The organism is Cellulomonas soli, assembly GCF_052036975.1.
Taxonomy (GTDB): Bacteria; Actinomycetota; Actinomycetes; order Actinomycetales; family Cellulomonadaceae; genus Cellulomonas; species Cellulomonas soli_A.
On the sequence record NZ_JBQIAR010000003.1, the window covers coordinates 66125 to 79184 of the forward strand.

13 protein-coding genes are annotated in these 13060 nt (G+C 74.0%); 7 read left to right on the forward strand and 6 right to left on the reverse strand.

Features of this window, described 5'->3' with window-relative positions; genetic code table 11:
- Both aztD and ACTHAM_RS04245 read right to left on the reverse strand, forming a co-directional pair.
- Positions 1–1359: a zinc metallochaperone AztD gene (gene aztD / locus ACTHAM_RS04240; protein WP_440684681.1), complete on the reverse strand. Its 1359-nt coding sequence runs from the start codon at positions 1357–1359 to the stop codon at positions 1–3.
- A gap of 112 nt (positions 1360–1471) precedes the next feature.
- Positions 1472–1858, reverse strand: coding sequence for a DUF1304 domain-containing protein (locus ACTHAM_RS04245; protein ID WP_440684683.1), 387 nt, complete (start codon positions 1856–1858; stop codon positions 1472–1474).
- 83 nt (positions 1859–1941) lie between these two features.
- Between ACTHAM_RS04245 and ACTHAM_RS04250 the strand changes: the two genes are divergently transcribed.
- Entirely contained in the window at positions 1942–2547 is a 606-nt protein-coding gene (locus tag ACTHAM_RS04250) for a TetR/AcrR family transcriptional regulator (protein ID WP_440684685.1), read from the forward strand.
- Positions 2548–2552: 5 nt separating this feature from the next.
- Here ACTHAM_RS04250 and ACTHAM_RS04255 read toward each other — a convergent pair whose 3' ends face one another.
- Positions 2553–3656, reverse strand: a complete 1104-nt coding sequence (locus ACTHAM_RS04255) for a magnesium and cobalt transport protein CorA (RefSeq protein ID WP_440684687.1) — start codon at positions 3654–3656, stop codon at positions 2553–2555.
- Positions 3657–3820: 164 nt separating this feature from the next.
- On the opposite strand from ACTHAM_RS04255, the gene ACTHAM_RS04260 reads away from it, so the two are divergent.
- Positions 3821–4282 carry a universal stress protein gene (locus ACTHAM_RS04260; protein ID WP_440684689.1) on the forward strand — a complete coding sequence of 154 codons (462 nt, stop codon included), beginning with the start codon at positions 3821–3823 and terminating at the stop codon, positions 4280–4282.
- A 36-nt stretch (positions 4283–4318) separates the two neighbouring features.
- On the opposite strand, the gene ACTHAM_RS04265 is transcribed toward ACTHAM_RS04260, so the two are convergent.
- From ACTHAM_RS04265 to ACTHAM_RS04275, 3 genes are read right to left on the reverse strand one after another with little or no spacing between them, the layout of a single operon-like run.
- A complete protein-coding gene (locus ACTHAM_RS04265; protein ID WP_440684691.1) occupies positions 4319–4729 on the reverse strand; it encodes a hypothetical protein in 411 nt (136 codons plus the stop codon).
- Positions 4726–7251, reverse strand: a complete 2526-nt coding sequence (locus ACTHAM_RS04270) for a hypothetical protein (RefSeq protein ID WP_440684693.1) — start codon at positions 7249–7251, stop codon at positions 4726–4728. The genes ACTHAM_RS04265 and ACTHAM_RS04270 overlap by 4 nt, the downstream gene beginning before the upstream one ends.
- Positions 7251–8408, reverse strand: coding sequence for a glycosyltransferase (locus ACTHAM_RS04275; RefSeq protein ID WP_440684695.1), 1158 nt, complete (start codon positions 8406–8408; stop codon positions 7251–7253). Before ACTHAM_RS04275 ends, ACTHAM_RS04270 begins: the two co-directional genes overlap by 1 nt.
- A gap of 145 nt (positions 8409–8553) precedes the next feature.
- Between ACTHAM_RS04275 and ACTHAM_RS04280 the strand changes: the two genes are divergently transcribed.
- The 5 genes from ACTHAM_RS04280 to ACTHAM_RS04300 all read left to right on the forward strand — a co-directional run bounded on the left by ACTHAM_RS04280 (position 8554) and on the right by ACTHAM_RS04300 (position 13060).
- The gene (locus ACTHAM_RS04280; protein ID WP_440684697.1) at positions 8554–9651 is read left to right on the forward strand and encodes a glycosyltransferase family 4 protein; all 1098 of its coding nucleotides are present in this window, start codon (positions 8554–8556) and stop codon (positions 9649–9651) included.
- Positions 9648–10613 (forward strand): epimerase, encoded by a 966-nt coding sequence (locus tag ACTHAM_RS04285; RefSeq protein WP_440684699.1) that lies wholly within the window; start codon positions 9648–9650, stop codon positions 10611–10613. The genes ACTHAM_RS04280 and ACTHAM_RS04285 overlap by 4 nt, the downstream gene beginning before the upstream one ends.
- Positions 10614–10674: 61 nt before the next feature.
- Positions 10675–11388, forward strand: a complete 714-nt coding sequence (locus ACTHAM_RS04290) for a phosphatase PAP2 family protein (protein ID WP_440684701.1) — start codon at positions 10675–10677, stop codon at positions 11386–11388.
- Positions 11385–12155, forward strand: a complete 771-nt coding sequence (locus ACTHAM_RS04295) for a phosphatase PAP2 family protein (protein ID WP_440684704.1) — start codon at positions 11385–11387, stop codon at positions 12153–12155. Before ACTHAM_RS04290 ends, ACTHAM_RS04295 begins: the two co-directional genes overlap by 4 nt.
- On the forward strand, positions 12152–13060 hold the full coding sequence (locus ACTHAM_RS04300) for a diacylglycerol/lipid kinase family protein (protein ID WP_440684706.1): 909 nt from the start codon (positions 12152–12154) through the stop codon (positions 13058–13060). Before ACTHAM_RS04295 ends, ACTHAM_RS04300 begins: the two co-directional genes overlap by 4 nt.

Here is a 13060-nt window from a genome sequence, read left to right on the forward strand (position 1 = left end):
TCAGTCCTCGTGCTCGGTGTGCTCGGTCTGTTCGGTGTGCTCGGTCTGTTCGGTGTGCTCGGCACCCTCGGCGATGTCGCCGCCGACCCCGTTGAGCTCGTTGGGGACCTGGGCCAGCCGGACGCTGTTCCAGATCTCCCCGGTCTGCACGTCGACGGCGTAGAGGGTGCTGGTGGCCGGTTCGGTGATGTAGGCGGTGCCGTCCATGACGAACAGCGTCGGGCGCGGCTCCTGCCAGACCAGCGGCTCCTGCCAGGGGCTCACCACGGGGATCGAGCGGGTCAGGGTCGCGGTCACCGGGTCGATGACGTGCAGCGATCCGTCGGTGCCGAGCACCAGCGCCTCGCCGTCCTCGCCGCGGCCCAGCGAACGGAACGAGTACGAGGAGGGCAGGTCGACCAGGGTGAGCGCCGCGGTGCGGGTGTCGATCAGGGAGACGCGCACGGGCCGCTCGAGCTCGGCCTCGGGGTCGGACTTGTAGTCGCCGAGGATGATCGGCGAGACCGGCGTGCCGGACTGATTGCCGATGCGGCCGTAGGCGTCGGGGCTGGCGACCTTGGTGATCTGGCCGTCCGTCACCACCAGTGCCCCGTCCTCGCAGCCGATGACGACGGCTTCGTCGGCGGCGACCGACTCCCCGTGCACGCCGGGGCAGGCGTCCGTGGAGGCGATCTCCTGGTCGTGGGCGTCGAGCACGCGGATGCCTGTGCGGGCGTCATGGGTGCCCTCGGTGACGACGAGCGTGCCGTCGGTGAGCTCGACGGCCACACCGTGGTGGGCGCTCGGGGTGGTCAGCTCGCGTGCGTCGGCCTGGCTGTCGTCGGGGTCGGCGACATGGGTGGAGTCGAGCACCACGACGTGGCCGGTGCCGTCGTCGAACAGGGCGGTGCGTCCGTCGTGCACGACCACGTGCCCGGGTTCTTCGGCCGGGTGCAGGACGTCGGTGAGCTGCGGCTCCGCCGTCCAGTAGTGGGCGTGGTCGCCGTGGGGCTCTCCCCAGGCGCCGAGGTCGAGTGCCTGGAACCCGCCGGTGGTGGACACGAGCAGGTGCCGGTCGTCGCCGGCGGCGTTGAGCCGGGTGAAGCCGTCGAGGGGCAGGTCCGCGAGGGTCTCCAGCGTCGTGGCGTCCAGCACGAGGATGCCGCCGTCGTAGGTCAGCGCGAGCCGAGGGGTGGCCGCGGCGGCCTCGGTGGCCGCGGTGGCGCCGGGGGTCTCGGCGGTGCCCCGGGTGCCGGCGGTGGTGTCTGCGGCCGGGGCGCCCGAGGCGCAGGCGGTCAGCAGCGCGAGGGGCACGGCCAGGCCGAGTCCGAGCAGCGTGGGTCGTCGGTGGGGGCGGGCGAGGCGGGGCGTGGGGCGCATGGGTCGTCGGGGTCCGGGCGCGCAGGGGCCCGGACCCGCTCCTTTCCGGTGGGCGGGCGCACGCGTCGGGGCGTGCGTCGCCGACCGTATCAGAGAATGCGACTCGTTCTCATTAGGCCAGGAGCGCGACCACCAGGGCAGCAACACCCAGGGCGGGCGGGACGAGCTGCACGAGCGCGGCCCGTGCCTTGCTGGGCGAGGAGGTGATCAGCACGAGCCCTGCCGCCACCATCGAGCCCGCACCCGCGAGCACCAGGGTCAGACCCACCGCCTGCTGCCCGACCGTCACCAGCACCGTGCCGACGACCACCAGCACCGCGAGGAACAGGTTGGAGAAACCTTGGTTGTAGGCCATCTCGCGCGTCGCCGCAGCCCCCTCCGCCGTGGTGCCGAACGTCGCACGGGTGCGCGGCGACGTCCATGTCAAGGACTCCATCGTGAAGATGTACACGTGGATCAGGGCGGCGACGCCCGTGAGGACGAGTCCGGTGGTGATCATGTCGGCGGCCTTTCGCGAGAGGTTGTGCACCGAACGGTCCACAACTGTCGCTATAGTAGACCGAACTGTTCACAAAGTGCGAGGTGACCGACACCATGGGCCGACACCAGGGCTTCGACACGACCGAGGTCGTGCAGGCCGCCCGCGACGCCTTCTGGAACCGCGGACTCGAGGGCACCTCCCTGCCCGACCTGGAACAGGCCACCGGCCTGTCGCGCTCGAGCATCTACCACGCGTTCGGCAGCAAGCGCGGACTGTTCGACGCGGCCGTGCAGGACTACCTCGAGACCGTCGTCCGCCCCCGGCTGCAGGTGCTCGTCACCGCACCCGTACAACCTGAGGCGATCGTCACGTACATGCGCGGTCTGATCGACACCGTCGGCACCCTCCCCGCCGACTCCCCGCGCCGCGGGTGCCTGCTGCTCACCTGCGCGGCCGGTGTCTCCTCCCACGACACCGACCTGCAGCACGTCGTCGACGACTACCGCGCCGAGCTCACCGACGCGTTCCGCAGCGCTCTCGTCGCCCGCTACCCCTCGGCGTCCGACGCCCGGCTCACCCGCCGTGCCCGGCAGGTCACCTCGCTGACCGTCGCCGGCCTGCTGCTCGCCCGGGTCAACCGTGACGAGGCCGTCGCCACCCTGCGCACCGCGATCGAGCAGGTCCACGAGTGGGACCTCGACGCCTGAGGCGGCTACAGCCAGCCGTTGCGGCGGAACAACCGGTGCAGACCCAGGCACGTCGCGGCGATCACGCCCAGCACCACGAAGTACCCGTACCGCCAGCGCAGCTCGGGCATGTGGTCGAAGTTCATGCCGTAGACACCCGCGACAGCCGTCGGGACCAGGGCGATCGCCGCCCACGCCGAGATCTTGCGCATGTCCTCGTTCTGCCGCAGCGCCACCTTGCTCTGACCGGTGGTGACCCGGGCCGTGTTGGCCTGCAGCACGTCGCTGAGCTGCCGGTCGGCCAGCTCCACGCCGTCCGCCGCCCGCAGCACGTGGTCGTGCACGTCACGGAAGTACGGCTCGGCAGCCGACGGCACGTGCGGCACACCGCCCGCCGCGAGCCGCTCCAACGGGCGCACCAAAGGCAGCACCGCCCGGCGGAACTCGGCGACCTCGCTCTTCAGCTTGTAGATGCGCTCGGCGTGGTCGTCCGCACCGGGGCCGAACACGAGCGCCTCGATCTCGTCGACGTCCTCGTTGATCAGCTGCAGGGCCTGCTCGTACCCGTCCGCGACCAGGTCCGCCGCCCGGTACAGCACCCCGGCAGGGCCGAACCCGTCGCGTGGGGACTCCAGACCGGCCTCCAGCTCGGCGCGCACCCGCGCCAGGACGTCGCACTCACCGTGCCGCACCGTGACCACGAACGTGGGGCCCAGGAAGAACGCCAGCTCGGCGACGTCCACCACCTCGACGTGGTCGACGTACCGGATCGGCTTGAGCACCACGAACACGACATCGCCGTCGAGCTCCAGCTTGGGTCGCTGGTGGGCGTGCACGGCGTCCTCGACCGCGAGGGTCGGCAGGGCGAACCGGGCCGCGACCTCGGCGATGTCGTCGTCGGAAGGGTCCTGCAGGCCGACCCACACGAACCCGTCACCCTCCCGGGCGGCCTGCGCGGCGTCCGCCAGCGACAACCGCGACCCGCGGCGCCGCCCCTCGCGGTACCAGCCGCAGTCACCGATCGCGGCCCCCTCGCCGTCCGGGTGCGCCGGCCCGGGGACGCCGAACGCCTCGTCGAGCGCGTCCGCCTGGGCTGCGCGCGGGTGACGGGGACCCTGACCGACGGTCATCACCGGCTCCTTCCGGACGTGGTGCCCGTGACCCTACGACACCGGCGCTCGGCGAGGCGGGATACTTCGGGCATGGCGACGTTGCCGACGACCACCCTGCCCCGCACCCCCGGCGCCTGCTGCGACACCAGCCCCGGGACGTGCGCCCGCGGCAGGACCGGTCGATGAACGACGAGCAGGGCGCGTCCGACCGCCACGACGGGCGTGCGTCGATCGTGGTGGGGGTCGACGGCTCGGACACCTCGATGCGCGCCGCGGCCTACGCCGTGGGGACCGCCCGACGTCAGGGCGCCCGGCTCGTGTTCGTGTACGCCCGCAGCCCGGGCGGTGGCATCGGCGCGATGATGGACACCACCGGAGCCGGCCAGGCCGCTGCCCTCACCGAGCAGGACCGCACGGAGGCCATGCTGCGCGAGATGCAGCAGCAGGCCGCCGCCCACGGCACCCGCAGCGAGCTGGTGGTGCGCACGGGCGACCCGTTCGGCGTGCTCTCGCAGGTGGCCCGTGAGGTGCGCGCGGACAGCCTGGTCGTCGGCTCCTCCACCAGCCTCGGGCACCGGATCGCCGGATCGCTGGCCGTGCGGCTGGTGCGCAAGGCCCGCTGGCCCGTCACGGTGGTCCCCTGACGCACGGGACCGCGGGGGCGGTCGTGCGTCAGCGCCTCACGGGTGGGTGGTGCCGGTGCGTCCGTACCGGTCGGCGAGCCGGACGACGTCCTCGCGCCAGCCGGGCGCCGCGGTCGAGGCCTCCGCGAACAGCAGGTCCGTGAGAGCCGTGATGCGGTGCACGACGGTCGCCGGGATGTGCACGGTGTCGCCGGGGCGAAGCGTGCGGGCGGTCAGCTGGTCCTCCGCGGGTCCGTGCTCGAACGTCGCCGCGCCGGAGATGACACTGATCGTCTCGTCCTTCTCGAGGTGCAGCTGCAGGCTCAGCGACTGGCCGGCGCCGACCTCGATCAGCTTGCCGACGTACCCCTGCTCGCCGGCGGCGAACAGCGACTCGCGACCCCACGGCTTGTGCTGGGTGGCGGCGACGAAGAACTCGGCGCGGGGCACGGCGGTCGTGGCGCTCATGCCGTCACCGCCGGGTCGAGCAGCTCCTCGAGCAGCGCGTCGAGGTCGACCAGGGCGATCCGGGTGCGGGTGTCGGCGCACCCGTAGGGCAGCACGAGGGTGCGCCCGTGGCGCATCGCCCCGCACGAGTAGACGACGTCGGGCACGTACCCGGTCCTCTCGTCGCCGACCGGGGCCAGCAGCGGGCGCGTCAGTCGTCCGAGCATCCGCGTGGGGTCGTCCAGGTCGAGCAGCATCGCGCCGATGCTGTACGTCCGCATCGGCCCGACGCCGTGCGTGAGCACGACCCAGCCGCGCTCGGTCTCGATCGGCGAGCCGCAGTTGCCCAGCTGCACGAGCTCCCAGGGCTGCACCGGACCCTGGACGAGCTGCGGGGCCTCCCAGTGCGACAGGTCGTCCGAGACCGCGACGGCGTTGCTCTCCCGGTCCGCGCGGGACAGCGCCAGACCTCGGCCCCCGACACGGCGGGGGAACAGGGCCAGCCCCTTGTTCCGGGCACCCGGTCCGCTCAGCGGGGTCGAGGTGAACGTGCGGAAGTCGCGGGTGCGCAGCAGCTGCAGGGACACCTGGTGGCCGTCGTAGGCGGTGTAGGTGCCCAGGTACTCCGGGACGCCGCCGGGCTCGTCGAACCGGGTGAGGCGCACGTCCTCCATGCCTCGGCTCTCCGCGGCCGCGCGGGGCATGAGGACCCGCTCCTGCAGGCTCGACTCCCGCGGGAAGCGCACGGCGTAGGTGCGCTCGGCGAGCTGGTCCACCCGCCGGATGGTCTCCGCGGCGCCACCGCGGGTGAGCTGCTGGTCGTGCAGGCGGGCGAGCGCGCGGGCCAGGTCCTCCCGGTCGAACTCGGGCTCGAGCGCGTCGAGCACGACGCCCGAGGACGCGTCGTCGCCGTGCAGGTCGTGGATCTGGTGCGCGAACGCCGTGCGTGAGAAGCGTGCCGTGTGCGGGGCCGCGAGGTGCACGGCCCGGGGCGGGGCGTCGAAGGTCAGCACGTCGGCCGCGTCGATGGTGCCCGTGCGGAACTCGACGCTCGAGTGGTGGCCCTCGCCGATGGCGCGCAGGGACAGCACGAACCGTGTGCTGCCGGGCGCGGTGCCGCTCTGGTCGGGGTGCTCGACCATCGACGGGTTGCACAGCGCCGACCCCTCCAGGGCGTACTGCTGCGTGACGTACGCGCCGGCGAGCTGCTGGCGATCCGCGGACAGCGGCGGGCCGTCGTCGGGGAGCCGGTGCTCGACGAGCCGGTAACCGGCCCGCCAGGTGCGGGTGAGCGTGCCGTGACGCTCGCCGAACCGGACGGCCAGGTCGCGCAGCTCGTCGGCGACCTGCGCGTCGGACAGCGCCCGGATGCGCTCGAGCACGAGGGTCGCGCGGGACTCCCCCGACGCGGCCGCCTCCTGGCCCGGAAGGAACAGCAGGTCGACGGTGCGGGCGGGGTCCGGGCGCAGCACGTGCTCGGTGCGACGTACCCACGCCGGGCCGTCGGACGGTGCGCTGTGCACGGGTGCTCCCTGGTCGATCGACGTGGCACGGGCGGCCAGCTGGGCCGTGGACAGCCACGCCAGCGTCGACTCCGCGCCCTGGTTCTGGTTCACCGAGCCGCGCTCCAGACCGTCGTACCCGCCCCCGGTCGTGGCGTCGCGCATCGGCAGGCCGGTGTCGTTGTCACCGGTGAACCACTGCGCGCAGCGGGTCACCAGGCTCACCCACCGGGGGTCGTGGGTGGAGCGGTAGGCGGTCCACCCGGCTTCGGCGAGCGCGGCGACCTCGATGGGCTGCTGGTCGAACGCGGGACTGCGGTCACCGGGTGAGCGTCCGCCGGCGGGCACCGCCGACACGTGCCCGTCGAGGGTCTGCTCCTGCACGAGCCAGGTGAGCAGGGCCAGGCCGTCGGCCCGCAGGTCGGTGTCGTGCAGCACGTCGGCGACCCGGACCATGGCCTCGGGCAGGACGGCGTTGGCGTAGGTGAGGCGCCCGTACGGCCACGGCCACGGCCTGTCGTGCCGGCCGGGCAGCAGCACGGCGCGCACGTCGCGCAGCAGGCGGCGGGCGGCCAGCTCGTCGGTGTGCGCGCCGAACAGCTCGGCGGCACCGAGCGCGGCGTAGGCCATGGCGCGCGGGTGCACGGACCGGGCCTGCAGCGCGCGGGTGGCCCCCGCCTGCGCCCTGGCCACCAGGTCGGCGTCGGGGCTGTGCGCGACCGCGGTGCCCAACGCCCACAGCGCCCGACCCCAGTGGTCGTCGGTGGACGGCTCGTCGAGCCACGCGCCGTCGGCCGAACGCCGGTTGTGCATGGTCCCGTCGGGGCGTTGCGCGTCGAGCAGGAACGTCAGGTAGGTGTCGGCCATCGCCCGCACCTGCGCCGAGGGGTCCTGCTCCCGCGCGGTGACGACCAGGCCGCGCGCGACGTCGTCCACGCACATGCCGTGCTCGACCCGCGGCCGCGTCCCTGAGGCGTGCTCGTACAGCCCGGTCGACGTCGTCAGCACCTGCAGGTGGTCGAACCGGACGGCCCCCGGCATCAGCCGACCACGGGGGTGGCGGCGACCGGGGTGGCGGCGACCAGCACGGACGAGGCGAGTGCGCTGTACTGCGCCGCCACGGCGGGCCACAGCAGCTGCTCCGCCAGGCTCTGCGACACCGCTGCCATGCGCGCCGCCACGCCGTCGCCGCGCAGCACGTGCTCGAGCGCGTCGGCGATCGCAGTGGCGTCGCGCTGCGGCACGAGCTGGCCCGCGCCCCCGGCGAGCAGCTCGACGGCGTGCGGGAACCGGGTGGAGATGACGGGCTTGCCCGCGGCGACGGCCTCGGTCAGCACGCCGGACGTCACCTGCTCGAGGGAGTCGTAGGGCAGCAGGATGACGTCGGCCTCGCGCACCACACGCCGCAGCTCGGGTCCGGCCAGGTACCGGGCGTCGAAGTGCACCGACCCGGTGAGCGACAGGTCACGGGTGATGGCCAAGAGCCGGTCCCGGTAGGCCTCCCCCTCGCGTTCCAGCACGCGCGGGTGCGTCTGCCCGACGACCTGGTACTCCGGCAGCGGAATGCGTTCGCGCAGCTCGGCGAGGGCCAGCAGCGCCCACTCGATGCCCTTGCCCTCCGACAGCAGCCCCCAGGTGAGGACCGTCGGGGGGCGGGTGGGCGTCGCCGGCGGCCCGGCCGGGCGCAGCTGCGGCGCCCGGTTGTCGTCCGCGCCGTGCGCGATGACGTGCACCCGCTCGGGGTCGACACCCCAGCCGGCGATCAGCCGGTCCCGCGCGGTCTCGGTCATGGTGACCACCGCGACGGAGGCCTCGACGAGCAGGTCGAGCACCCGGTGCTGGCCCGCGGTCGGCTGCGTCAGCACCGTGTGCAGCACCGTGACCAGGGGTACGTGCAGACGCGTGGCCACCTCGAGCACGTCCTGACCGTCGGTCCCGCCGAAGATGCCGTACTCGTGCTGGATCACCGCGACGTCGTACCCGTCGAGGACGCGCGCCACGTGCTCGGCGTCACCGGGCCGGCCGGTGACCCACTCGAACGCGACGGGCCAGGACTCCGGCTGCGGCTCGTCGACGAGCCGGACCACGCCGACCTGGTCGCCCCCGGCGTGGATGTGGGCGACCAACGCCGCCGTGAAGGTGGCGATCCCGCACTGCGTGGGGGTGTAGGTGGACAGAAAGCCAAGACGGACGGCCATGAGGGCCCTGCTTCCGTGTGCCTGTGTGCAGCCGAGGCGCTGCCGTACGCGGAAGGGAGGGAGGCCACCGGAGGCGGTCGCTCAGCCAGGGAGTCACCCTCGAGCGCACGGACGACCGAACGCCGGGTGAAGTGCCACCCTAGCAGTGCGCCCTGCGCCCGACCCGGGACAGGACGCCCGCACTCCCCCGCCGACGCCACCCCTGGAGGTCACCGTCAAGGTCGCCGTGCTCGCCTCGATCGCCCATCGCGTCCCACCCCTCGACTACGGCCCGTGGGAACAGGTCGCCGCCACGCTCACCGAGGGGCTCGTGGCCCGCGGCCACGACGTCACGCTGTTCGCCACGGCCGACTCCACGACCTCGGCGCACCTGCACGCGCAGGCACCAGCCGGGTACGAGGAGGACCCCACGGTCGACGCCAAGGTGTCCGAGGCCCTGCACATCGCGGCCGTCTTCGAGCGGGCCGCGCAGTTCGACGTGATCAGCAACCAGTTCGACTTCCTGCCGCTGGTGTTCAGCCGCCTGGTCGGCACGCCGGTGGTCACCACCGTCCACGGGTTCTCCTCCGAGCGGATCGTGCCGGTGTACCGCGCCTACGACGACGTCGCGCACTACGTGTCGATCTCCGACGCCGACCGCCACCCCGACCTGCACTACGCGGCGACGATCCACCACGGCATCGAGGTCGACCGGTTCGGCGCCGGCGACGGGCAGGGCGGCTACCTGCTGTTCCTCGGGCGCATCCACCCCGACAAGGGCACCGCCACGGCGATCGAGGTGGCCCGCCGTGCCGGGCTGCCCCTCGTCATCGCCGGACCCGTGCAGGACGAGGCCTACTTCCGCAGAGCCGTCGCCCCGGCCGTCGACGGCGACCGCGTGCGCTACCTGGGGCCGGTCGGGCCGCCCGAGCGGGAGCGCCTGCTGGGCGGGGCGCTCGCCCTGCTGCACCTGATCGAGTTCGACGAGCCGTTCGGACTGTCCGTCGCCGAGTCGCTGGTCACCGGTACGCCCGTCGTCGCGTACGCCCGCGGGTCGATGCCCGAGCTCGTCCGTCCCGGCCTGTCCGGTCACCTCGTCACCGGCATCGACGACGCCGTCCGGGCGGTCGCCTCGGTGCACCTGATCGACCGGGCGGCGTGCCGCGCGGACGGGATCGCACGGTTCTCCGCGGCGACCATGGTGGACGCCTACGAACGTCTCTTCGGCGAGGTCGTGGCTGGGCGGCTACCGTCCGGAGCGTGAAGGTCGTGGTTGCAGGGGGCTCCGGCGCGCTCGGCCGCGCACTGTGCGGGTCGTTGGCGTCCGCGGGGCACGACGTCGTGGTCCTGACCCGCCGTCCGCGGCAGAGCCCGTACCGCCAGGTCGTCTGGGACGGTGCGACCGCCGGGCCGTGGGCGCACGAGCTCGACGGGAGCGCGGTGGTGAACCTCGCCGGGGAGCTCGTGGACCGGCGCCCCACCGCCGCGAACGTGGCCCTGCTGACCCGGTCGCGCGTCGACCCGACCAGGGCGCTCGTCGAGGCCGCCGAGCAGGTGCGGCGCGCCCCGCGCGTGTGGGTGCAGGCAAGCACCCTGGCGATCCACGGCGACGCCGGCGAGGCCCTCGTCACGGAGTCCAGCCCGCCCGGCGACGGCCCCCCGCAGATGGTGGACGTGGCTCGGGCGTGGGAGGCCGCGGCGGCCGGTGCCCGGACGGACCGGCAGGTCGTGCTGCGCACCAGCATCGTGCTCGACCGCGGCACCCCCGCCCTCGACCGGCTCGTCGGCCTCACGCGTGCCGGGCTGGGCGGCCGGGTCGGCAGCGGGCAGCAGTGGTTCAGCTGGATCCACGTGGCCGACTGGCTGCGGGTCGTGCACTGGAGCCTCGGGCTCGGTGCCGATCCCACCGGCGGCGCCGCCGACCGGGACATCGACCCGCTGGGGCTGCCGACGGCGCCACCACCGCGCGGCGTGCTCGTGGCCACGGCACCGCAGCCGGTCCGCAACCACGAGCTGATGCGCATCCTGCGGACGACGCTGCACCGACCGGCAGCACCACCGACACCGACGTGGCTCGTGCGCGCCGGTTCGGTGCTGCTGCGGACCGACCCAGCCCTCGGGCTGACCGGACGACGAGCCGTGTCCACCACCCTGCGCGAGGCCGGTCTCACGTTCCGGCACCCCGAGCTGGGTGAGGCGTTGCGGGACCTGCTGCACCGGCCCTGACCGCCGTCGCCCGTACTCCCCCGACGGGCCCGGTCGTGAGCACTGTGGCACGGTGGTGCGGATGAGCGCCCCCACGAGTCGAGCCCGGCGGCTGGTCCGCGCGGTCCTGGCGGCGCTGGGCACCGCGGCCGTCGTCCTGCTCCTCGCCCTGCTGGTGCGCGAGCAGTGGCCGCCCCTGGTCCGGTTCGACGAGCGGGTGGTGACCGCGGCGACCCAGCTGACCGCCTCGACCCCGGGGCTGGCACCGGTGCTGCTCGGCTGGCAGTGGGCGTTCGCCGCCTCGCGCCTGTTCGTGCCCGTCGCCGCGCTGTGCCTGCTGTTCTGGTGGCGGACCGGCCGGCGCACCCGCACGTGGTGGGCGCTGAGCACGATCCTGGCGGCCTGGGTCGTGGCCAACGTGGCCAAGGAGCTCGTGCAGCGGGCCCGCCCCGTGCTCGACGAACCCGTGGCGAACGCGCCGGGGTACTCGTTCCCGTCGGGTCACGCGACGAACACCGCGGCCATGACCACGGCACTCGTGGTGCTCGCGTGGCCGGTGCTGCGCACCGGTTCGGCGCGGGTCGCGGCAGTCCTGACAGCGGTCGGGCTGACCGTGCTGACTGCGGCGGACCGGGTGCTCCTGGGCGTGCACTACCCCTCGGACGTGATCGCGGGGACGCTGCTCGGCACCGGGTTCGTGATCGCCTCGTACCTGGGGTACCGAGGCTGGTCGCACCGCCCCGAGGCCACCCGCACCGCCACCCCACCCCCCGCCCTCACGGAGGTTCCCCGATGACCGACCTGCACCGCTGGCTCGACCGCTACGCCGACGACCCCTCACGCCCCACGGGCCGCGAGGTGGGACGCGACCTGGCGGTCCGGGTCGCGGCACCGGCGGTCGCGCTGTGGGCCGTGGTCGTCGGGGTGGGGCTGCTGCTGACCGGCCCGTGGGCGGCGTTCGGCGACCGCGAGCTGGCCCTCAACGAGTGGTTCGTCGAGCAGCGCACCGCGACGATGGACACCGTCACGCTGTGGTGGAGCAACGCGGGCACCACCGAGACGGTCATCGGCCTGTGCCTGATCGTCGGTGCTGTGGTGTGGTGGCGCACCCGGCAGTGGTGGTACGCGATCGTGCCGGCCGTCGCGGTCGCCACGCAGGCGGCGGTGTTCATGCTCGCCGCGCTCGTCGTCGGCCGTGACCGCCCGGACGTGCCGAGGCTCGACGACGCCCCGCCGACCTCCAGCTTCCCCAGCGGCCACTCGGGGGCCTCGACGGCGCTGTACGTGACGCTGGCGCTCATGGCGCACCGCATCGAACGCACCTGGTTGCGCGTCATCGTCACCGTGGTGCTGCTCGTGCTGCCGGCACTGGTGGCCTACTCGCGGCTGTACCGCGGCATGCACCACCTCAGCGACGTCGCCGTGGGGGTGCTCAACGGCCTGGTGTGCACGGTGCTGGCCTGGGGCTACCTGCGCCGCACACCCGCCGCGACCGGGACGTCGGAGGTGGCCGGACCTACCGCGGGCACCTCCGCCGTGAGCCCGACCGGAGGTGCCCGATGAACCGCGCCGCGATCGTGGCGAACCCCAGCAAGCTCGACGACCCCGCCGCGACACGCCAGGTCGTGGAGCGGGTGTGCACGCGGCACGGCTGGTCGACCCCGCTGTGGATCGACACGACCGAGGAGGACCCGGGCGGCGGGCAGGCCCGCGAGGCGCTCGCGGAGGGCGTCGACCTGGTGTGCGCGCTCGGGGGCGACGGCACGGTGCGCGCGGTGGCCGAGGTGCTGGCCGGGGGCGAGGTGCCCCTCGGGTTGCTGCCCGCGGGTACGGGGAACCTGCTGGCCCGGGCGCTGGAGCTGGCCCCGGACGACCTGGAGGCGGCCGTCGAGCTGGCGCTGACGGGGCGGACCGCCCGGATCGACGTGGGGGCGCTGCGCGCGGACGGCGCATCCGACGAGCACGTGTTCCTGGTCATGGCCGGCATGGGCCTGGACGCCGAGACGATGAGCGGCACCGACGAGCGGCTCAAGGGAGTGCTGGGCTGGCCGGCGTACGTGCTCTCGGGCCTGCGGGCGGCAGCGGGCCGCGGGTTCACGGCGCACGTGCAGCCCGAGCACGGCACGACCGTGCGGCGCCACGTCCGGGCCGTGCTGATCGGCAACTCCGGGCGGTTGCAGGGCGGGATCGAGCTGCTGCCGGAGGCGAGTCTCGACGACGGCCTGCTCGACGTCGCGGTGGTCTCGCCGCGTGGTCCGTTCGGCTGGGCGCGGACGATCGCGACCGTGCTCACCCGGGGCCGGGGCAACCGGCAGCTCGCCCGGCTGCAGGGCGCGGCGTTCCGGGTGGTGGCCGACCGACCGACGGCCACCCAGCTCGACGGCGACCCGATCGGGGTGCACCGGCGGCTGGAGTGCCGGGTGCGCCCGGGTGCGCTGCTGGTCCGCGTGGCCGGGAAGCCGACCTGA

What these genes read in the sequence shown, in the direction of transcription:
- ACTHAM_RS04290 (WP_440684701.1), top strand. Translation starts at nt 10,675, where the DNA reads ATGAGCGCCCCCACGAGTCGAGCCCGGCGGCTGGTCCGCGCGGTCCTG.
- ACTHAM_RS04275 (WP_440684695.1), bottom strand. Translation starts at nt 8,408, where the DNA reads ATGGCCGTCCGTCTTGGCTTTCTGTCCACCTACACCCCCACGCAGTGC.
- ACTHAM_RS04300 (WP_440684706.1), top strand. Translation starts at nt 12,152, where the DNA reads ATGAACCGCGCCGCGATCGTGGCGAACCCCAGCAAGCTCGACGACCCC.
- ACTHAM_RS04295 (WP_440684704.1), top strand. Translation starts at nt 11,385, where the DNA reads ATGACCGACCTGCACCGCTGGCTCGACCGCTACGCCGACGACCCCTCA.
- ACTHAM_RS04260 (WP_440684689.1), top strand. Translation starts at nt 3,821, where the DNA reads ATGAACGACGAGCAGGGCGCGTCCGACCGCCACGACGGGCGTGCGTCG.
- aztD (WP_440684681.1), bottom strand. Translation starts at nt 1,359, where the DNA reads ATGCGCCCCACGCCCCGCCTCGCCCGCCCCCACCGACGACCCACGCTG.
- ACTHAM_RS04245 (WP_440684683.1), bottom strand. Translation starts at nt 1,858, where the DNA reads ATGATCACCACCGGACTCGTCCTCACGGGCGTCGCCGCCCTGATCCAC.
- ACTHAM_RS04255 (WP_440684687.1), bottom strand. Translation starts at nt 3,656, where the DNA reads ATGACCGTCGGTCAGGGTCCCCGTCACCCGCGCGCAGCCCAGGCGGAC.
- ACTHAM_RS04265 (WP_440684691.1), bottom strand. Translation starts at nt 4,729, where the DNA reads ATGAGCGCCACGACCGCCGTGCCCCGCGCCGAGTTCTTCGTCGCCGCC.
- ACTHAM_RS04270 (WP_440684693.1), bottom strand. Translation starts at nt 7,251, where the DNA reads ATGCCGGGGGCCGTCCGGTTCGACCACCTGCAGGTGCTGACGACGTCG.